The 20,922-nt window shown below is 61.6% G+C and carries 16 protein-coding genes; 4 read left to right on the top strand and 12 right to left on the bottom strand.

The features are described from left to right. Window positions 1–100 precede the first annotated feature (100 nt). A complete protein-coding gene (locus tag AC1RME_RS24780) occupies window positions 101–2,041 on the top strand; it encodes an amidohydrolase (RefSeq protein WP_096822105.1) in 1,941 nt (646 codons plus the stop codon). 49 nt (window positions 2,042–2,090) lie between these two features. Here the strand turns inward: AC1RME_RS24780 and AC1RME_RS24775 are convergent, their stop codons facing one another. Further along, window positions 2,091–2,507 (bottom strand): hypothetical protein, encoded by a 417-nt coding sequence (locus tag AC1RME_RS24775; RefSeq protein ID WP_134827587.1) that lies wholly within the window; start codon window positions 2,505–2,507, stop codon window positions 2,091–2,093. Between the two features lie 297 nt (window positions 2,508–2,804). Between AC1RME_RS24775 and AC1RME_RS24770 the strand changes: the two genes are divergently transcribed. Continuing rightward, complete coding sequence (locus tag AC1RME_RS24770; RefSeq protein WP_493091880.1) at window positions 2,805–4,295, top strand: aldehyde dehydrogenase family protein; 1,491 nt, start codon at window positions 2,805–2,807, stop codon at window positions 4,293–4,295. Window positions 4,296–4,311: 16 nt separating this feature from the next. Here the strand turns inward: AC1RME_RS24770 and qhpG are convergent, their stop codons facing one another. The 7 genes from qhpG to AC1RME_RS24735 form a co-directional block, all read right to left on the bottom strand. Beyond that, window positions 4,312–5,607 (bottom strand): flavin-dependent monooxygenase QhpG, encoded by a 1,296-nt coding sequence (gene qhpG / locus AC1RME_RS24765; protein ID WP_096822107.1) that lies wholly within the window; start codon window positions 5,605–5,607, stop codon window positions 4,312–4,314. Then, on the bottom strand, window positions 5,604–6,281 hold the full coding sequence (gene qhpE, locus AC1RME_RS24760) for a subtilisin-like serine protease QhpE (protein ID WP_096822108.1): 678 nt from the start codon (window positions 6,279–6,281) through the stop codon (window positions 5,604–5,606). Before qhpE ends, qhpG begins: the two co-directional genes overlap by 4 nt. Continuing rightward, window positions 6,271–7,989: an ABC transporter ATP-binding protein gene (locus tag AC1RME_RS24755; RefSeq protein ID WP_096822109.1), complete on the bottom strand. Its 1,719-nt coding sequence runs from the start codon at window positions 7,987–7,989 to the stop codon at window positions 6,271–6,273. Before AC1RME_RS24755 ends, qhpE begins: the two co-directional genes overlap by 11 nt. Continuing rightward, a complete protein-coding gene (locus AC1RME_RS24750; RefSeq protein WP_096822110.1) occupies window positions 7,989–9,893 on the bottom strand; it encodes a sigma-54-dependent Fis family transcriptional regulator in 1,905 nt (634 codons plus the stop codon). Before AC1RME_RS24750 ends, AC1RME_RS24755 begins: the two co-directional genes overlap by 1 nt. A 117-nt stretch (window positions 9,894–10,010) precedes the next feature. Then, the gene (locus AC1RME_RS24745; protein WP_096822111.1) at window positions 10,011–11,036 is read right to left on the bottom strand and encodes a histone deacetylase family protein; all 1,026 of its coding nucleotides are present in this window, start codon (window positions 11,034–11,036) and stop codon (window positions 10,011–10,013) included. Between the two features lie 3 nt (window positions 11,037–11,039). Further along, window positions 11,040–12,278: a Zn-dependent hydrolase gene (locus tag AC1RME_RS24740; RefSeq protein WP_096822112.1), complete on the bottom strand. Its 1,239-nt coding sequence runs from the start codon at window positions 12,276–12,278 to the stop codon at window positions 11,040–11,042. Window positions 12,279–12,300: 22 nt separating this feature from the next. Further along, window positions 12,301–13,611 carry an MFS transporter gene (locus tag AC1RME_RS24735; RefSeq protein WP_096822113.1) on the bottom strand — a complete coding sequence of 437 codons (1,311 nt, stop codon included), beginning with the start codon at window positions 13,609–13,611 and terminating at the stop codon, window positions 12,301–12,303. Between the two features lie 162 nt (window positions 13,612–13,773). On the opposite strand from AC1RME_RS24735, the gene AC1RME_RS24730 reads away from it, so the two are divergent. Continuing rightward, a complete protein-coding gene (locus AC1RME_RS24730) occupies window positions 13,774–14,709 on the top strand; it encodes a LysR family transcriptional regulator (protein WP_064381135.1) in 936 nt (311 codons plus the stop codon). Here the strand turns inward: AC1RME_RS24730 and AC1RME_RS24725 are convergent. From AC1RME_RS24725 to AC1RME_RS24715, 3 genes are read right to left on the bottom strand one after another with little or no spacing between them, the layout of a single operon-like run. Continuing rightward, on the bottom strand, window positions 14,703–15,632 hold the full coding sequence (locus tag AC1RME_RS24725; protein WP_096822114.1) for a 2-hydroxyacid dehydrogenase: 930 nt from the start codon (window positions 15,630–15,632) through the stop codon (window positions 14,703–14,705). The genes AC1RME_RS24730 and AC1RME_RS24725 overlap by 7 nt on opposite strands. Then, the gene (locus AC1RME_RS24720) at window positions 15,629–16,384 is read right to left on the bottom strand and encodes a class II aldolase/adducin family protein (RefSeq protein ID WP_096822115.1); all 756 of its coding nucleotides are present in this window, start codon (window positions 16,382–16,384) and stop codon (window positions 15,629–15,631) included. Before AC1RME_RS24720 ends, AC1RME_RS24725 begins: the two co-directional genes overlap by 4 nt. After that, on the bottom strand, window positions 16,381–17,682 hold the full coding sequence (locus AC1RME_RS24715; RefSeq protein WP_096822116.1) for an MFS transporter: 1,302 nt from the start codon (window positions 17,680–17,682) through the stop codon (window positions 16,381–16,383). The genes AC1RME_RS24720 and AC1RME_RS24715 overlap by 4 nt, the downstream gene beginning before the upstream one ends. A gap of 144 nt (window positions 17,683–17,826) precedes the next feature. On the opposite strand from AC1RME_RS24715, the gene AC1RME_RS24710 reads away from it, so the two are divergent. Next, window positions 17,827–18,786: a LysR family transcriptional regulator gene (locus AC1RME_RS24710; RefSeq protein WP_096822117.1), complete on the top strand. Its 960-nt coding sequence runs from the start codon at window positions 17,827–17,829 to the stop codon at window positions 18,784–18,786. Between the two features lie 12 nt (window positions 18,787–18,798). Here AC1RME_RS24710 and mrdA read toward each other — a convergent pair whose 3' ends face one another. After that, a complete protein-coding gene (gene mrdA, locus AC1RME_RS24705) occupies window positions 18,799–20,691 on the bottom strand; it encodes a penicillin-binding protein 2 (RefSeq protein WP_096822118.1) in 1,893 nt (630 codons plus the stop codon). Window positions 20,692–20,922: the final 231 nt, after the last annotated feature.

Raw genomic sequence — 20,922 nt, 5'->3', positions numbered from 1 at the left:
CCGACGACTGACCGTCCGATATCAAAGTGCCTGCTACGCTTGCTGTTCGCACACTCCGTGCGTCACGCCTCAAACCACCGAAAACCTGAGGAATGGAATCATGGGATCACATGGACAGGGTCAAGGCTGCACCCATTGCGGCTGCGAAAACCCGGTATGGAATACGCTCAGACACACCGTCGACCTTAAAGCCTTCGCAGGCAAGGTCGCCGGCCTGCTACCGGAACCCGGCAGCGAATCGTTGATCTTCACCGGCGGCACCATCTACCCCCTGAAAAACGGCAACATGGATGAACAGGTCGAAGCCCTGGGCATCCATGGCGGTGATGTGGTTGCCTCGGGCACCCTCGCCCATGTGCAGGAGCGCATGAAGGCCAAGGGCATCAAATACACAACGCGTTCGCTGGGCGATAAAACGCTGCTGCCGGGTCTGATCGAACCACACATGCACATCGTGCAGTCCTGCGTCATGGATGGATGGGTGAACCTGGGGCCGATCGACGAAAAGACTCAGAGACTGAACGAGCGCTATGACTGGGCCACGTTGAAACACGACATTCTCTTGAAGCAACCCAAAAACAACTCGAGCTGGTTTCTGGGGCGAATGGTCGATCCAGCGTTGATGCCATTCACCCTGGTCTCTGGCGGCAAAAACAAGCTCACCCGTTTCTATTGCGATAGTGACTTCGACCCGGATGCCGACAACACCGGCAACCTCGACAGCATTCTCGGCAAAAACCCGTTGCTGTTGATCAGCGCCTCCATGCACACCGTTTACCTGAATACCCCCGCGTGCAATGCCGTGTACTACCACAACAACGCGGCCAGCCAGAAGCTGCGAGACAAATACAAGAGTTTCGACACGTTCCTTAAAGAGACCCAGGGCAACTTGCAGGAAGAGGCCGGCATCACACCAGCCCTGCTCTCGATACCGCTGGCTCAGGCGCTGGACGTGGTGAACATCTTCAAGTACATGAAAGACTACTTCGAGACCGCCTCCAAACGAGGCATCACCTTGCTGTATGACGCCATGGTCGACCCGGTATCCAAGGTGATTCTGGAAGCCTACGGCCTGACCCATCCGCGCAATGTTCGCGTCGGTTATGCGGCGGCCTGCAATGGTGTGGACTTCAGCAAAATCGAACCCTACAAACCGGTGACCAAGGAAGCGGCCCGGCTGTTTTATCAAGGCTCGGTAAAACTGATATCCGATGGCTCGAACCAGGGGCTGACGGGTTATCAGATCGACGATTACTGCTGCGAGGCCACATCGCCGAAAGGCAACTTCAACTTCTGTGACCCAAGCCCGGCCCCCCAGGACCCGACAACACTCCCGACGGCTTATCAGACCACCCTGAACAATGCCATCGGCACTGGCTGGCCATTGATGATTCACGCAAACGGTGACCGCGCCATCGAATTCACCTTGCAGGCCTACAAAAATGCGTTGAACGGCCAGAGCGGCCTGGAAAAACGCCATCGCATCGAACACTGCTCAATGCTGACCAATGACACTCTCGACCAAATGAAGGATCTGGGCATCTCTCCCAGCTTCCTGATCGGTCACGTCGGCTATTGGGGGTATGCGTTCGAACAGGCGATCTTCGAGAAAAAGGCCAGCAAGATGCTCGACTTGTGCCAGGACGCCCTGGACAGAGGCCTGCGCATCTCGTTGCACAGCGATTGCACCGTCACCCCGCTGGGGCCGTTGCGCTCAATGGAACAGGCCGTGACCCGCAAGATGGAAGGCATACGCAACCAGGACGGTACGTTTGTCAAAGAGGCAGCCCGACAACCGGTACTCAACGAAAGTCAGTGCCTGACCCGTCAGCAAGCGCTGAAAGCCATCACCTATGACGCTGCGTGGCAGTGCCATGCGGATGCCTTTACCGGTTCGTTGCAGGATGGGCATTTCGCCGATTTTGTGATTCTCGAGAATAACCCCCTCGACGAACAATACCCGGCCAGCGACATCCGCAAAATCGTCGTCTGCGAAACCTGGAAAGGTGGGCACAAGGTCTACGACAACCCTGACGTCTGACCGATGATCGCTCGACCCTGCAGTTAACAGGCCGCAGGGTCGAGTTCAATTACTGAGCAGCCGTCTCCGGGACAGGCTTGTCAACCCGCTGTCCCGTTTCGATATCGCGGACCTCGAAATCCCACCGACCGTATCCGGTCTTGCCATCAAGCCCATAGGTACGGCCCGCTGCAAGTTCCACGGTTCTTTCCACCGTCCCGGTATAGCTTTGCTGGGAAAGTTCTCTGCGTACCTCGATGCGATGGATGCCCGGGCCGATGAAGTATTGGGACTGCCGGCTCAACCAGAACCAGGTGCCTTCACCATCGACTCTGACGATCGTTAACGCCGGGTTGATCTGATTGATCGTGGCGATATCCGAAACAGGCTTGCCTTCTGCACTTTCATGGGTGAAGTGGATGCATCCCGACAGCGTCAATCCCGCCAGCAAAAGCGCCGCAGAACGTAAAATGTTGCCAACTCGCATCAATGCCCCCACAGGCCTCTCAATAAAGCGGCATTAAATACGCTATCCCTTGATGAAATTCCACTTTGCCATCATTGATTGAAGGCCCGATGCTGCTGTCAGTCAGCGCCTCAAACCACTGGAAATCAGTATCTTGAGTCTCAGCCGCTGTCGCGAAATGCGACAACCTGAACTCCACAAAGCCCCCTCTTCCCCCTCCATCTCCTTGCACGGCGGGCCTGTGCAGCACGTTCGAGTATCTGGCACAGCCATTGCCAAGACCTGTTCAACGACAACGAACAACAAGAGGTCTTCACCATGCCCCTGCCCTATCTGCTTCCTGCCACCTCGGCTTTCATCCAGCGCCCGCCGCGCATGCTGATCGGCGGCGACTGGGTCGAAGCCGCCGACGGCCAGACCATGCCGCTGCACAACCCGGCCACTGGCGAAGTGTTGTGCGTGGTGCCTCGCGCCACCCCGGAAGATGTCGACCGCGCGGTGCTCGCCGCCCGGCAAGCCTTCGATGATTCGGCCTGGAGTCGCACCCGCCCGCGTGAGCGGCAGAACCTGTTGTGGAAACTCGCCGACCTCATGCAGCGCGACGCCGAACAGCTGGCGCAACTCGAATGCCTGAACAACGGCAAGAGCGCGGCGGTGGCGCAAGTGATGGACGTGCAGCTGGCCATCGACTTCCTGCGTTACATGGCCGGCTGGGCGACCAAGATCGAGGGTTCCAGCGTCGAGGTGTCGCTGCCGCTGATGCCCGGCGATCAGTTCCACAGTTTCATTCGCCGCGAAGCGGTGGGCGTGGTCGGCGCCATCGTCGCCTGGAATTTTCCGCTGCTGTTGGCCTGCTGGAAACTCGGCCCGGCGCTGGCCACCGGTTGCACCGTGGTGCTCAAACCGGCCGACGAAACCCCGCTGACCGCGCTGAAACTGGCAGAGCTGGTGCTGGAGGCGGGTTACCCGGAAGGCGTGTTCAACGTGGTCACCGGCACCGGCATCACGGCCGGTTCCGCCCTGACCCACAACCCGCTGGTCGACAAACTGACCTTCACCGGCTCCACCGCCGTCGGCAAGCACATCGGCAAGATCGCCATGGACTCGATGACCCGTGTCACCCTGGAACTGGGCGGCAAATCACCGACCATCGTCATGGCCGACGCCGACCTGAAAACCGCTGCGGCGGGTGCGGCCAGTGCGATTTTCTTCAACCAGGGCCAGGTCTGCTGCGCAGGCTCCAGGCTGTATGTGCAGCGCAAGCATTTCGACAATGTGGTGGCCGACATCAGCGACATCGCCAATGCCATGAAACTCGGCAACGGCCTCGACCCGAGCGTGGAGATGGGCCCGCTGATTTCTGCGCGCCAGCAGGAACGGGTCTATCGCTACATCGAAATGGGCCGCGAAAGCGGCGCGACCATCGCCTGCGGCGGCGAGCAGTTCGGGCCGGGGTTCTTCGTCAAACCGACGGTGATTGTCGATGTCGATCAGCAGCATTCGCTGGTGCAGGAGGAAATCTTCGGGCCGGTGCTGGTGGCGATTCCGTTCGATGACGAAGCCGATGCACTGCGCATGGCCAATGACAGCCCTTACGGCTTGGGCGCGAGCATCTGGTCAAACGATCTGGCGGCGGTGCACCGGATGATTCCACGGATCAAATCGGGGTCGGTGTGGGTCAACTGCCACAGCGCGCTGGATCCGGCGCTGCCGTTTGGCGGCTACAAGATGTCCGGGGTCGGACGCGAGATGGGGTATGCGGCGATCGAGCATTACACCGAGTTGAAGTCGGTGTTGATCAAGTTGTAATGACTGCGCTCACGGCTCAGGGCTTGAACCCCTGAGCCAACAGCCACCCGCGAACGGCTCGTCCCTGCTCAAGCGTCAGCCCCGCAAACACCCGGTCCGCCGGTTCATCGCGCAACCGCACCACCAAGGGCGCCAGCTCAACCCCTTGCACATGCCAGATCCCCAGCGGCTGATCCGCCGTGATCACCACCTCGGCCTCATCGACAAAACCGTCACGCAGCACCGGCATCCGCTCGATGCGCAGCGCGGCAAAATCCGCTGACGCATGGACCGCTTCAGCGTCCGGCCATTGCCGCCGCGCCTGCCAGAACGGTTGATCGAGCCAACGCTGTTCATCGGCATAAAAGTCCCGACCGATTCGCGCAAAGCGCAGGAACAATTGCTCCACTCGCTGACAGTGAAAACGCTGAGCCAGTGCTGCCCGTTCCGGTTTGCGCAACAGCGTGTTGATCACCACCGGCGCCTGCAACGCCGAGGACAGCGACTGAAAAATCCCGTTGCCGGACAGCGGGTCCACCGCCATCGCTGCATCGCCGACGCGAATCCAGTTTTCACCGCAAACCTGTGGCGCGAGAATCGCCGTGCTGCTGCGGGCGTGCAGTTGCAACTCCGTCTCCACGCCGCCAGCAAAGAACGCTTGAGCAAAATCCGAAGCCTGACGCCGCGCGCGGCAGTGATCGAGCAACTGCGCCTTGCCTGGCAACCCGGCGCTGGCCACGTCCACGGTCCATTGCCAATAACATTGGCCGTCGTCCCGTCGGGCCATCCACGCCCAGCCGTCTTCAAGGCTTTCCACGGCACTGGCAGTCATACCCGGCGCGCCCTGCCAGCGATTGAGCAGGCTGACCGTCTCTGGCCCGCGCAAGCCTTTGCCGGACGCCGGCGCCTGCCGCCCCCGGGCTTCCACCAGAAAATCCGCCGTCAGCGTCGGACCGCCATCGAGTTCAACCCGATGCCCGTCGGCCGAGGACTGAACATTCAGGATTCGCCCTTCAATCACCTCGACCCCGGCGACCCGCAGATCTTCACGCAAGCCGCGATCAAAGGCCGGGCGATCCAGCAGACACTCGATGTTCTGCGCATGCTGCTGGCCGTTCCACGAAACCTGTCGTTGGGACGGCAACGTGGCATTCGCCAACCCGTGATTCAATCCCGCGCTGCGCAACGCCTCCAGCACTCGCTGCGAGACGCCTTCGAGCGCCGCAAACCGCCGCCATTCACTGACCAGCGTCACGGCGTAACCCAATCGTCGCAGCCCCAACGCCACCGCCGCGCCAGCCGGCCCGGCACCGAGAATCAGGATCGCAGTCATGGGCCGAGACGCCGTTCAGGGCCGCGATAACGAGCGTGCTGTTTCAGCCAATCGATCACTTCGGCATTGCTCGCCTGCGGATGCTCCAGCAGATAGCCGGCGATGTGACCGCTCAACGCTGCACAGCCCAGGCTTGCCCCGGACTGCCCCGGATAGGTGCCATGCACACACGCGGCAAAATCCGCTTGCGCACTGTCGAGCCACGACCACTGTTCATCGGTGCAACGGGCATCGCCGGTCACCCGCAGCACTTGCGGATAACTCGCCGGAAACACCGCTGCGCCCTGCGCCGGACTCGACGCACACAACAGAACACCACGGGCCACCGCCGCTGCGCAGGCCTCGCGCAACAGGCTGCGATCCTGACGCAAACCCAGGCTCAGATTGATCAGTCGTACGTCCTGCGCGACCAGCCAATCGATGGCCGCAGAAATCTGCAAGGCACTGGTGACGCCGCGCTGATCGAACACCTGGGCCACACACATCTGCGCGGCGGGTGCGCGGCGGCTGATCGCCTCGATCACCGCACTGCCATGGCCAAGGGGATCGTCGCGCAGATCCGATTCCGCCAGTCCGTCCTCCAGCAACGAGAAACGCCGCCCGGCAATCACCTGCACCCGTTGCGCCGCCGAGTGCCCGCTGTCGACCACACCGATACGCAATTCAGGCTTCATGCAGCACCGTTTTCGAAATGAGCACACCGTCGAGCAACTCGAAACGCAGATCGGCATCGGCCAGGGTCGACGGACGATGGCTGATGAGGATCCGTGTGCGCCCGGCAAACAGTCGGTCGATGGCTTCGATCACCTCGCGCTCGGTCGCTTCGTCGACGGCCGAAGTGGCTTCGTCGAGCACCAGAATCAACGGATCCTGCAACAGCGCCCGGGCAATCGCGATGCGCTGTTTCTGCCCACCGGACAATTGCTGACCGCGCTCGCCCAATGGGCTGTCGAGGCCTTCGGGCAACGATGCGATCAGGCTGTCGAGTTGCGCCAACCGTGCAACCTCCGCGATGGCTTCGCGGCTGGCGTCCGGCACCGCGTAAGCCAGGTTGTCGGCGAGGCTGCCGCGAAACAGCACGATGTCCTGACTGACCACGGCGATACGTCGGCGCAGCTCGAACAGTTCAAGTTCACGCAGGTCCACCTCACCGAGCAGCACTCGCCCGGATTGCGGATCGTGATGCCGTTGCAGCAGGTCGATCAGCGTTGATTTGCCGACGCCGGATCCGCCGCTCAAGGCGACTTTCAAACCGTAGGGAATCGTCGCCTCGATGCCGCTCAACGTACTTGGGCGACCCGGATGGCTGAAGTGCACCGCGTCGAAACGCAGTTCGCCCGAAGTTGGAAACGGCTTCGGCATGGCCGGCGAAAATACCGTGGGTTCCTCACCACGCAACTCCATGACCCGCCCCAGGCTGACGGTCATGCGCTGGATCGCCACGTACAACCCCAACAGGCTCTGCACCGGCCCGACCGCCATCCCCAGATAGGTTGAAAACGCGATCAGCGCACCGAGTTGCCAAGTGCCCTGCACCACCCAATAACCACCGATCAAAAACGCGCAGGCACGGGACAGCGACGTCAACGTGCCGGGCACGGCCTGGGTGAAAAATTCGGTGACCTGCAGGCGCAGCAACTGGTTCATGTAGCCCTGCCCGAGGCTTTCCAGACGCCGTGCTTCACGCTGCTGCTGGCCGGCGGACTGGATGAATTTCATCACCGGCAAGGTCTCGACCATGAACGACGACATGTCCGCCGAACGCTCGCGCAACTGCCGCACATCACGCTCGACCTTGCGCCGCATCCAACGCAGCCACAGCACGTCGAGCGGAATCAGCACCAGCGCCAGCAATGACAGTTTCCACGACAGCGTGAACAACATCGCGATCGCGACCACCAGGCCAATCACACTCGATACCGCCGAGAACAACGAGTCCACGGCAAAGCGCTGAATCTCTGCCACATCGCCGTCGAGCCGCGACATCAGATCGCCGATCCGCCGCTGCCCGTAGAAACTCGGCGACAGTTTTTGCAGATGCCGGTAAAGGTCGTCGCGCAGGGCAAACAGGATCCGCCCCGATAGCCGCGTGTGCAGATAACGGTTGATCCCCGACAGCGCCGTGCCGAGCAACCCGGCGATGATCATCAGCACCGCAATCAGCACCAGCATCGGGAAATTGCGCGCCAGCAAGCCATCGTCGATCAACAACTTGACCAACCACGGCTGCACCAGCACCAACAGCGACGCGCACACCGACAGACCGAGCAGGCCGGCAATCGCCAACCGCTGCGGCCGCACGAAACCGTACAACCAGCGCAGCGCCGCTTGCAGCGCGGCGGGGTTCTGGCTGTCGATCAGCCGCACGAACAGGCGCTGCATCACGAGCGCAACTGTTTGAGTTTGCGGTACAGGGTCGCGCGGCTGATGCCGAGGGCGTCGGCGGCGGCCGAGACATTGCCCTGATGGGTGTCGAGGGACTGGCGGATCATCTCCAGTTCGTTTTCGCGAATGCTGCCGGTCTGGGGTTTCTCGGTGGCGGAGAGCTCGTCGAGCATGCTGTCGGGCAGGTGGTCGAGGGTCAACACGGTTTCCCCCGGCTCGTGCATGGCCAGGGCGGTGCGCAGGACCATCTCCAGTTGGCGAATGTTGCCCGGCCAGTGATACGCGCCGAGCAAGCGATTGAGGTCGTCGTGCAGTACAGCATTCGGCGCATCGAGTTTGCACAGCAGACGAGCGACCAGCGCACTGAAGTCCTCGCGCTCGCGCAAAGCCGGGAGCATCACACTGATGCCATTGACCCGGTAGAACAGATCCTCGCGAAATTGCTTGTCCTCGACCTGACGCTTGAGGTCGCGGTGGGTGGCGCAGATGAGCGCGACGTCGATGTCCTGCTCTTCCCCGGCACCCAGCGGCGCGACCTTGCGATCCTGCAAAACTCGCAGCAAACGCGCCTGCAAGGCCAGCGGCATGTCGCCGATTTCATCGAGGAACAACGTGCCGCCGTGGGCCTGTTGCAGGCGCCCGATCATGCCGCCACGGCGCGATCCGGTGAACGCGCCTTCGCGGTAGCCGAACAGTTCCGACTCGATCAGGCCTTCGGGAATCGCCGCGCAGTTCACGGCCACAAAGGGTTTGTCGCTACGGCTGCCGGCCAGGTGCAGCGCGCGGGCGATCACTTCTTTACCGGTGCCGGTTTCGCCGAGCAACAGCACCGGCAGCTCATTGGCCAGGCCCTGTCGCGCCATGCGCAAGGCTCGGGCGTAGCGAGCATTGTTGCCGGCCAGTGCTTCCAGATCCGGTTGCGGTTTGGCGGTTTTCGCCACGCTGCGTGGCGGGCCGCCGAGGTTGACCGAGCGCGCCGGGGCCCGCAGGGTCTTGTAGAAAAACTCGCCCTTGGCGGTCTGCACACTGCCGACGCCGCCCTGTTGCAGGCGGGTCAGCAATTGCACGCCATCGACCCCGAGAAACTCTTCGCAGCGCTTGCCAACCAATGCCGAACGCTCGGCCCGCAGCAACTGACAGGCCTGGGCACTGACCGCCAGAATCTGCCCGCCGAGACTGACCGCCAACAAGCCTTGCCACGGCGATTCCAGATACTGCCGGCGACTGTGGAAGGCGAGGACAATCTGATCGGGAAAACTGTTGTTGAACACCCGGCTCTCGATCTGGCTGACCGCCATGCTCAGCAGCGCGGTGCTGTCATGGACGCGGCCGAGAGGGCCTTCGCGGGTCAGGTCGAGGACGCCGAGAATTTCGCCCTGAGGGCAATGGATCGGCACCGAGGTGCAGGAAAAATCCGTGAGGCGATCGAGGTAATGTTCGCCGCAATCGATCAGCGTCGGCCGCGCTTCCACCAGTGCCGTACCGAGGGCGTTGGTGCCACGAGCGGCTTCGCTCCAGCAGGCGCCGAGGGTGATGTCTTGCAAACCGCTGCCCTTGAGCCGATCGGCACGCCCTTCGACGGCGAGGATGGTGGCGTCGGAATTGGCGAGAATGATCAGGCCTTCCTTGCCCTGACGCTCGGCCAGGTAATCGATGGCCGGTATCGCCGCATCGATCAGCAGGCGATTGCTCGCCAGCAAGACATCGAGACTCGCGCTCGATTCCAGCGCCAGCTCATGCTTGCCATTGAAATGCACGCCGTGGCTCAGGCTGCGCCGCCACGAAGCATCGATCTCCGCACGCAACACACCATCCGGGACCTGCCCTTCGAGATGGAGTTTTTCCCGGGCCAGCCGGGCTTCGTGGTGAGACTTGGGATCGGTTGTTTTTATTAGAGTCATCAAGCGCTCCGGAGCGGTCCGCTTTGCGCTTTTTTACTTCAGCGCCCTGACGCCAATGTTTACGTTAACGTCAGGGCGATGGCAAGCACCACAGGGCACTTCATCAGGTGGATTGTCTCAGCGCTGCCACACCTCGCCATTCACGAAAAACGCCCGGGCGTTGTCTTCGAGACTTTCCAGGTGATAGCCGCCTTCCTGCACGATCAGGCATGGCAGGCCCAGGCTGCGGATCCGCTCACCCAATGCCGCAAAGCCTTCCCGGGTCACGGCGACTTTGCTTTGCGGGTCCAGCTCATAGATATCGAAGCCCAGCGACAGCACCAGCACCTCGGCGCCGAACTCGCGCACCGCGTTCAATGCGACGTCCAGTTGCCCGAGGAAGTCCGCTTCGCTTGAACCGTGGGCCATCGGCAGGTTGAGGTTGAAGCCCTCCCCCGCGCCGCTGCCGCGCTCGTCGGCAAACCCGGCAACACCCGGATAGAAATTGGTCGGATCGCCATGCACCGAGACGTAAAGCACGTCATCACGGTCGTAGAAAATCTCCTGAATGCCCTGGCCGTGGTGCATGTCGGTGTCGAGCACCGCGACTTTGCCGAATTTGTCGCGCAGCACCTGAGCCGCCACCGCCGCGTTGTTCACGTAGCAGAAACCACCCGCCGCTTCGGCCCGGGCATGGTGCCCCGGTGGACGGCACAAAGCGTAGGCCGCCGGCTCACCATCGATCAACGCCTGAGCCCCGGCCACCGCGCTTTGCGCCGACCAATAAGCCGAGCGCCAGGTCTGTTCGCCGACCGGGCAACTGCCATCCGCCAGATAGCGCGCAGCCTGGGCGAGGATGCCGCGCAAAGCGTTGGGCTCGCGAACGAAGATGTTCGACATCACCTCGTCGCCCCAGTCTTCCGGGATTTCTTTCCAGCGTGCGTGCGCTTCCTGAAGAAAGGTCAGATACGGCGCGCCATGCACCGCCAGCAACGGTGCGAGGCCGGCGTCGGCGGGTTGCTCGACACTGAAGCCCAGACCGTGGACCGCCTGCACCAAGCGCTGCGCACGTTCCGGGACTTCCTGCGGCGTGCGCATCTGCCCGCGCGAGTAATAGCTGCGTGGATGATGGAGCAATTGTTCGGGGTGGAAAAAACTGCGCATGGTTCAGATTCCCTGTTCGATTCGACCGGCGCGGGCCAGCACGGCGTTCAGCAATACGTCGGTGCCCTGTTTCACGTCTTCGGGCAGCACGTCTTCGGCTTCGTTATGGCTCAAGCCACCGACGCACGGGATGAACACCATCGCCGTCGGGCAGTAGCGCGCCAGGTGAATCGCGTCATGCCCGGCGCCGCTGACAATCGACTGCTGAGCGTAGCCCAGCGCATCCACCGCCTCCTGCACGGCCGCCACACATTCGGCGTCGAACGGCGTGGCCGGGCTGATCCAGTGCGGGGTGATCGTCAGGTTCAGACCTCGGCCATCGGCGATGGCCTGCAAGCGGGCGCGGACTTGTTGCTCCATGGCGGCAATGGCGTCGTCGCGGTGATGACGCAGATCGACCGTGAAATTCACCAGCCCCGGAATGGTGTTGCGCGAGGATTTGTTGATGCTCAACTCACCGACGGTGGTCAGACCTTCGGGGGCAAAATCTGCTGCCAGACCTTCAATCGCCTGAATCATCCGCGCCACGCCGTACAAGGCGTCTTTGCGCAGAGGCATCGGCGTGGTGCCGGCATGAGCGGCCATGCCTTCGACACGCACGTCGAGCCAGCGGATCGCCTGACCGCCCGTGACCACGCCGATGCTCTTGGCATTGTCTTCAAGGATCGGGCCTTGCTCGATATGCGCTTCAAAATAGGCATCCACCGCACCGCCCAACGGACGATCACCGGCGTAACCGGTACGCTGCAACGCCTCGGCAACACTGACGCCATCGACATCACGCACCGCCAGCGCGGCATTCAGATCCATGATTCCGGTGAACACCGCCGAGCCAAACATGGCCGGCGTGAAGCGAGCGCCTTCTTCGTTGGTCCACACCGCCACTTCCAGCGGTTTGCGGGTCCGGATATTCAGATCGTTGAGGCAACGCACCACTTCCAGGCCGGCGAGCACGCCGTAGACGCCGTCGAAACGCCCGCCCTCGGGTTGGGTGTCGAGGTGGCTGCCCATCATCACCGGCGCAGCATCCGGATCGGTGCCGGCGCGACGGGCGAACAGGTTGCCGATGGCGTCCACGCTCAGAGTCATGTCGGCTTCGCGGCACCAGTGGGCGAACAGTTCGCGGCCGGCCTTGTCTTCGTCGCTCAATGCCAGGCGGCAGCTACCGCCTCGGGCTGTCGCACCGATTTCGGCCATGGCCATCAGGCTCGCCCACAGGCGTTCGCCATTGATTTTCAACATGAGGTTCTCCTGAAATTCCGGGTTAGGCACGGGCCATTTCCGCGCGATGGGCACTGGCGTGACGACGGGCGAGAGACAGCACGCAGATCAGCGAGATGCCAGCAATCAGGCTGTAGAACACCGCCATCGGCCACCATTGCCCGGTGAACCTGTGCGCCAGCAGCGTGCCGATCAGCGGTGTCAGCCCACCGGCCACCGCGCCGCAAATCTGATAGGCCAACGAGATCGCGGTGTAGCGCACGCGGGTCTCGAACATGCCGCTGACGTAACCGGCGATCACCGCATAGAACGAGGCCATGCACACCACCGCCAGCGCGATGCCGAGGATGATCAGCGGCGCCTGGGCCGAGCTGACCAGCACGAACATCGGGTATGGCGAAGCCATCGCCAGCAGCGACACCAGGCACAGGAATCGCGTGGCGCCGATCCTCTCCGCCGTCCATGCGGCCAGCGGCTGAATGCAGAACTGGATGAGCGCAACGAAGAACAGGCATTCGAGAATCAGCGAACGCGGCAGCGCCAGTTGCTGAGTGGTGTAGGCGATCATGAAGGTGTTGGTGAAATACACCCCGGCGATGCCCAGCGTGTTGGCACCGATGCACAGCAACAGCGGACGCCACGCGGTGCGCAGGACTTCCATTACCGGCGCCTGCTCTTTCTTGATTTGCTTGCTGGCCTGCTCGCGGCTGGCGAGGAATTCCGGTGACTCGTTCACGCCCAGACGAATCGCCAGGCCCACCAGCAGCAACAACGCACTGGCGAGGAACGGCAGGCGCCAGCCCCAGCTCATCAGATCCTCTTCCGGCAAACGGGTCACGGCGCTGAAGGCCAACAGCGACAGGATCAACCCCGCCGGGCTGCCCAGTTGCGCGAACGAGGCAAAGAAATTGCGCCGGCCCTTCGGCGCGTGCTCGCCGGCCATCAACACCGCCCCGCCCCACTCGCCACCAACGGCAATCCCCTGGACGATGCGCAACAGAATCAGCAGCACCGGCGCCGTCGCGCCGATCTGCGCGTAGGTCGGCAGCAGACCGATGCACACCGTGACCACGCCCATCATCAGCAAGGTGATGATCAGCGATTTCTTGCGGCCGATGCGATCGCCGATATGACCGAAGATGATCCCGCCCAACGGCCGGGCAAAGAAGCCCACGGCGAAGGTGCCGAACGCAGCCATGGTGCTGAACAGTGGATCGTCTGAAGGAAAGAACAGCGCACCGAAGACCAGTGCGGCGGCGGTGGCGTAAATGTAAAAGTCGTACCACTCGATCATGGTGCCGATGAAGGCAGCGGCGGCCGCACGGCGCGGCTGGTTCGAAGCGTGAGGCTTCATGGGTCGGGCTCCTTTGATTGTTTTTCTGGCAGGAGGGAAACGGTCAATCCGAGGCGCTCTGACGGCGCCTGTCGTGGGGTGATTTATCGTCCCGGGGCTATGATTAGTCAATTTTCTATTTATTATTCCGACTATTACCAAACCTTATAATCGAGAGCCGCCATGGCCGAACGTGATGTGCAACGCCTGCTCAACGACCGCCTCGACTGGAACCTGCTGCGCACCTTTCGGGTGATCGGCCAGGAGCTGAGCATCAGCCGCGCCGCCGCGCGCCTGCACCTGACCCAACCGGCGGTGAGCCAGGCGCTCAAGCGTCTTGAGGAACAACTGGGTCGCCAGTTGATCGCCCGACGCGGCCCGCGATTTGCCCTTACCGAAGTCGGTGAGCAAATCTTCGAACTGGCGGGCGAGATCTACGGGCAGATGTCCCAGGTCAGCAGCCTGCTGGAGCAACCGGCCGACGAAGTGATCGGCAAGGTGCGGCTGCTGATCATCAGCCGGATCTTTTCCGAGCGCTTCGATGACTTCCTCGCTGACTTCCATCGGCAATATCCACGGGTCGATCTGGAGGTCGATGTAATGCGCAGTTCGGACATCGTCAGCGCGCTTCAGGAGAAAACCGCGACCCTCGGCCTGAGCCTCAATCGCCGCCCGCAACCGCGTCTGGAACAGCGCCTGTTCCTGCGTCAGCGCTATGCATTTTTCTGTGGCAAGCACCACGCGCTGTTCGGTCGACAGGACATTGGCGAAGGCGATTTGCAGCGGGAGAATTTCGTCAGTTTTACCAGTGACCAGATTGGCGGAATGCTCTCGCCGCTGACAATTTTTCGTGATCAACAGGGCTTTAGCGGACGTATCGTCGCGTCATCGCCGAGCCTGGAAGAAGTGCGGCGACTGGTGATCGCCGGGTTCGGTATCGGTTGTTTGCCGGAGCACGTGGTGGCGGCGGACGTCGAGGCCGGATTGCTCTGGCGCCTGCCACCCCACGAGGGGATCGCCGATGTCGACATTCATCTGTTGTGGAACCGTGAACAGCGCATGAGCCGTGCCGAAACGCTGTTCATCGAACGCTTGCAGGCTTGCCTGGCGGATCAATAACCGAGCAGTCGATCCGCGCTGTTGAGCAATGGCTCACCGGCATTCAATCGACGGAAGTTCTCGGCAATCTGCTCGGCGATGCAATCGTGGGAGGCCGCCGAAGCCATGTGCGGGGTGATGGTCACGCCCGGCGTTTTCCACAGAGGATGATCGGCGGGCAGCGGTTCCTGCTCGAAGACATCGAGCAGCGCACCGCGCAGTTTTCCACGGGCCAGGGCCTGTTGCAGATCTTCGATGTTCAGATGCCCACCGCGCCCGACGTTGACCAGCGCCGCGCCGTTGGCCAGCCGTTCGAAGGTCTGGCGATTGAGGATGCCGCGAGTCTCGTGAGTCAGCGGCAACAGGTTGATCAGCAACTCCACGCCCTCGAGAAACGCGTTGAAGGCATCGGCGCCGGCGAAGGTCTGCACGCCCGGCAAAACCTTGCTGCTGCGCGCCCAGCCACGTACGTCGTAACCGGCGGTGGCCAGGTCTTGGGCAATCGCGCTGCCGAGTGAACCGAGCCCCATCACACCGATCCTGAATTGACTGGCCGGGCGTTGCAGCGGTCGCTCCCAATGCTGTTGGCGCTGTTGCTCAAGCACCTGATCGAAGCCGCGATGATAGTGAATCACCGCCCAGCGCACGTACTCGGTCATGCCTTGGCGATGGCCGGGATCGACCACCCGGCACACCGGCAAATCGGGGCACGACGGATCGTGCTCCAAATGATCGATGCCGGCGGCAACCGAGTGAATCACTTGCAGATTGGGCAACGCGGCAAGGCTGCCCGGCAGCGGAAACCAGCACGCCGCGATCTGCGCATTCGCCGCTTGGGGATCGTCGGCCAGCACCGCCGAGAGCTGCGGCGCGCGGCGGGCAAAGGCTTCCTGCAATTGTTTGAGCAACAGCGTGTCGCGTGACATCAGTGCAACGGTGTTCATGACAGATAGGACTCGCGCTGGGATTCGATGAGGGTCAGTGCGGCCTCCCAGGCCAGGTCGATGATGTTGTCCTGCTCGTCGCGGTCAAACTGCTCGGCGGTGTGGGCGCAGACTTCCGGCGACGGGTAATGCAGCTCGCAACCGCCGGCCAGTGCTTGCACTTGCGCCTGGCAGGCACGCTCCAGAAAGTGGATTTCCTGAAACGCCTGGGCCACGCCGGAACCGCCGACCAGCAAGCCGTGATTACGCAGGATCATCGCGCGATGCGGGCCGAGATCGGCGATCAAGCGCTCGCGCTCATCCAGCGACAACGCGATGCCTTCGTAGGTGTGATATGCCAGTTTTCCGTAGAACTTCAGCGCGTGCTGACTGATCGGCAGCAGACCTTGCTTCTGCGCGGCGACGGCCATACCCGCAGCGGTGTGGGTGTGAATCACGCAGTTCAGATCCGGCCGCGCCATGTGAATCGCCGAGTGGATCACGAACCCGGCGGCGTTGACTCGATGCCCGGCGTATTCAGGGTCGACAATGCGCCCGTCCTGATCGATGCGCACCAGATCGGAGGCACGCATGCGGTCGAAGATCACCCCGTAGCGGTTGATCAGGAAATGATGCTCCGGCCCCGGAATCCGCAGGGTGATGTGGGTGTCGATCAGGTCGGTCATGCGAAAGTGCGCGATCAAGCGGTACAGCGCGGCGAGCTCGCAGCGGGCTTGCCATTCGATCGGGTCAATGTGGGCGGGTTTACTCACGAATACACCTCTTTGCTTGTGTGAAGGACGACCGGCCTGGCCCGCAGGCGTGCGAGGCCACAGACACCGATCAGCGACAGGGCGGACAGCAGCGTGAAAAACACCGCCAACGGCAGCCATTGCCCGGAAAACTTGCTGGCGAGCAGCGTGCCGATCAGCGGCGTGGTGCCGCCGGCCAAGGCGCAGCTCAACTGGTAGGCGATGGAAATGCCCGAGTAGCGCAGGTGCACCGGGAAGGCCTGGGTCATGTACCCGGCGATCACCGCGTACAGCGCCGACAGGATCACCACCGCGACCGCGATGCCAAGGGTCATCAGCAGAATGTTCTGGGTGCCGACCAACAGGAACATCGGGTACGGCGTGACCATGCACAGCAACGCCACCAGCATCAGGAACCGCCCTTCGCCGATGCGCTCGGCGAGCAGCGCCGACAGCGGTTGCGAGAGCAATTGAATGACCGTCACCAGAAACAGGCAGTCGAGAATGGTCGCCCGCGGGATGCCCTGATATTGGGTGACGTAGGTGATCATGAAGGTGTTGGTGAAAAAGAATCCGGCCGAACCGATGGTCACGGCGGCGGCAGCGAACAGGATCTGTCGCCAGCACTGGCGGATCACATCCTTCACTGGATATTGGGCGGTTTCGTTGTTGTCCCTGGCTTTGGCGAACTCCGGCGATTCATGCACACCGGAACGGATCATCAAGCCGACCATCATCAGCACACCGCTGGCGAGAAACGGCAGACGCCAGCCCCAGGCGAGGAAGTCTTCCGGCGACAGCGATGTCACCAGACGGAAGGCGATCAACGCCAGCAGCAAACCCGCCGGGCTGCCGAGTTGGGCGAACGAGGCATAGAAGGTCTTGCGTTTGGCCGGCGCGTGTTCACTGGCCATCAACACCGCCCCACCCCACTCGCCACCGACGGAGATGCCCTGGATCAGGCGCAATACGATCAACCCGATCGGCGCCCAGATGCCAACGCTGGCATAACTCGGCAGCAGACCGATGCCAGCGGTGGCCAGGCCCATCAGCGCCATGGTCACCAGCAGCATTTTCTTGCGACCGAGGCGATCGCCCAAATGGCCGAACACCATGCCGGCCATCGGCCGGGCGATGAAGCCGACGGCGAAACTGCCGAACGCGGCGAGCGTGCTGGTCACCGGGTCGTTGCTGGGAAAGAACACTTGCCCGAGCACCAGTGCGGCGGCGGTGGCGTAGATGTAGAAATCATAGAATTCGATGGTCGTGCCAATGAAGGCAGCGGCCGCGGCGCGACGCGGCTGAGCGGTGGTGTGCATGCAAGAACCCTGTGTATTTATAGTTTTGGGCAGGTGTCGAGGCGGCTGACGGTCGCGCTCTGTGGCGCTTGTGGGCTTTATCGCTTCCGTGACAGGATTAGTCAATTTTCAAAAACTTATCTTTACTATTAGCGTGGCTACTGCATGATTTCTTCCTCGAATCCTTGGATCGGCCGGCGTTTTCTCAATGACCGGCTGGACTGGAACCTGCTGCGCACGTATCTGGTGATCGGTCAGGAAGGCAGCATGAGCCGCGCCGCTGCGCGTCTGCACATCACCCAGTCAGCGGTCAGCCAGGCGTTGAAACGCCTCGAAGAACAACTGGATTGTGTGTTGATTGCGCGCAGCGGACGGCGCTTTGATCTGACGGAAACCGGGGAAGAAGTGCTGCGGATTGCGGCGGATATCTACGGCGATATTTCCCGTTTGGGCACCGTGGTCGAGAATCGTCATGACGACGTTGTCGGCAAGATCCGCATCCTCACCGTCAGTGGTGTGCAGGCGCGGCATTACAACGAATTTCTTGCGGATTTCCACGAAACCCACCCGAAAATCGAGCTGGAAGTCGAGGTGATGGGCAGCTCCAACATCATCAGTTCACTGCTGCAAAAGACCGCCACAGTCGGTGTCGGACTGTGTCGCCTGCCACAGCCTCGGCTGGAGCAGCGGGTACTGTTTCGTGAGCGCTACGCGTACTTTTGCGGGCAACGGCATCGACTGTTCGGGCAGCAGAATCTGACGCTGGAGCAGTTGGCAGCTGAGAACTTTGTCAGCTTCACCAGCGATCAGCTTGGCGGTAATCTTTCGCCGTTGACGCTGTTTCGCGACCAGCAGGGGTTTACCGGCAAGATCGTCGCTTCTTCCACCAGTTTCGAAGAAATATACCGTCTGATCTGTGCGGGGTTCGGGATTGGTTGCTTGCCAACTCACCTGGTTCGACGAGATGTCGAACAGGGCTTGCTGTGGCGCTTGCCGCCGGAGGAAGGGGTGGTGGATTTCGATATCCAGCTGCTGTGGAATCGCGAACAGAAGATGACTCAGGCTGAAACGGTGTTCCTCGACAGCTTCCAGCACATGCTCAGCCTGCGTGAGCCTGTGCTGTGAAGCTGTGGCGGATTACACGTGAGGATCGCCCGGTGCCTTGGTCGGCGCCGCGTATTGCGGCTTGAGGTGACCGTCCTGGTCGAGTAGCCAGGCGTCCATGATCTGCCGCACCACGGGACCTGCGACTCGGCCACCGGCCTCGCCGTTTTCGATCATCACCGAGATGGCGATCTTCGGATGTTCGGCCGGGGCAAAACCGACGAACAAGGCGTTGTCACGATGGCGCTCGAGGGTTTTCTCGCGGTTGTAACGCTCGCCCTGCTTGATCGCCACCACCTGCGCGGTACCACTCTTGCCGGCGATGCGGTACTGAGCGCCGGCCGCCGCTGCCCGGGCGATACCCCGAGCATCATGCATCACCATCTGCATGCCGTGGTTGACCTGCTCCCAGTCGCGGGGGTCCTTGAGCAGGATGTTCGGCATCGGGTGCTCGTCCACCGGCGGTACACCGTCGACAGTCTTGGCCAGGTGCGGACGATTCCATACCCCCTTGTTGGCGATCAGTGCCGTGGCCTGAGCAAGTTGCAGCGGCGTGACCTGCATGTAGCCCTGGCCGATGCCGAGGATCACCGTCTCACCGGGGAACCAGGCCTGACGTCGGGTGGCGCGCTTCCAGGCCTGGGAAGGCATCAGGCCGGGAGACTCTTCGAACATGTCCAGCGAGACTTTCTCGCCGAGGCCGAACATCGCCATGTAGTCGTGCAGGCGATCGATGCCGAGCTTGTGCGCCAGGTCGTAGAAGTAGGTGTCGTTGGAACGCATGATCGCCGCATCCATGTCCACCCAGCCGTCGCCACTGTGGTTCCAGTTGCGGTACTTGTGGTCGAAGTCCGGCAGTTGGTAGTAGCCAGGGTCGAAGACGCGGGTCTGAGGCGTAACCACGCCTGCGTCGAGTCCGGCAATCGCCACCTCAGGCTTGATCGTCGAACCGGGCGCGTACAAACCGCGCAGTACGCGGTTGAACAGCGGCCGGTCGATGGAGTCACGCAGCGCCGAGTATTCCTTGGAGCTGATACCGGTCACGAACAGGTTGGGGTCGAAGCTCGGGTTGCTGACCATGGCCAGCACTTCGCCGGTCGATGGATCCAGTGCAACCACCGAACCACGACGATCACCCAATGCGGCTTCGGCGGCTTCCTGGAGCTTGATGTCGAGGCTCAGGACAATGTTTTTGCCAGGAATCGGATCGGTGTGTTTCAGGACCCGCAATACACGGCCCTGAGCGTTGGTCTCCACTTCTTCGTATCCGACGTGACCGTGCAGTTGCGGTTCGTAGAAACGTTCGATGCCGGTCTTGCCGATGGACTGCGTGCCACGGTATTCGACCGAGTCGAGGGTCTTGGATTCTTTTTCGTTGATGCGTCCGACGTAGCCGATCGAGTGTGCGAAGTGCGCCCCGAGCGGGTAGTTACGGACGAACTGCGGTTCGACATCCAGGCCCGGCAGGCGGAACTCGTTGACTGCGAGTACGGCGATCTGTTCTTCGGTCAACTCATAGAACAGCGTTACTGGTGTAAACGGGTGGCGCGACTGCTTCATCGCCTTGTCGAACACCGTGCGATCTTCGGCTGGCAGGTGCAGGAGGCTGATGACTTCGTTCAGTTCCTGATTCACATCGGTAGCACGTTCGCGGGTGATGATCAGGTTGTAACTGGGACGGTTGTCGGCCAGCAGCACGCCATTGCGGTCGTAAATCAACCCGCGAGTTGGCGGGATTGGCAGGACGTGGACACGGTTGTTTTCGGAGATGGTCGAGTGGTAGTCGAATTCAACCACTTGCAGGATGTACAGGCGCACCACCAGGGCACAGCTGATCGCGAAGACGAACAAGGCACAGGCGACCAGCCGTTTGTTGACCAGACGCGTCTCTTTTTCGTGATCCTTGATGGGGATTGGTTCAGGCATTTCTGCAGCAACTCGTTGACAAAAAATGAGCGCCGATCCTTGGGCGTGACATCAGTCCGTTAAAAAACGAGCTGCACCATACCAAAAACCGAGCGGTCATTTCAGAAGGATTTCCCCAATGGTTGCCATCGCGACGGTCGAAAGCCCTTTGAGCACTTTCCTGCGGGCAAAACAAAACCCCAACTGCTTTCGCAATTGGGGTTTCGGAATTTAATCTTGACGATGACCTAC

Source organism: Pseudomonas sp. GW822-FHT03F08, from assembly GCF_058801265.1.
This window is presented reverse-complemented; position numbering and strand designations above follow the sequence as displayed.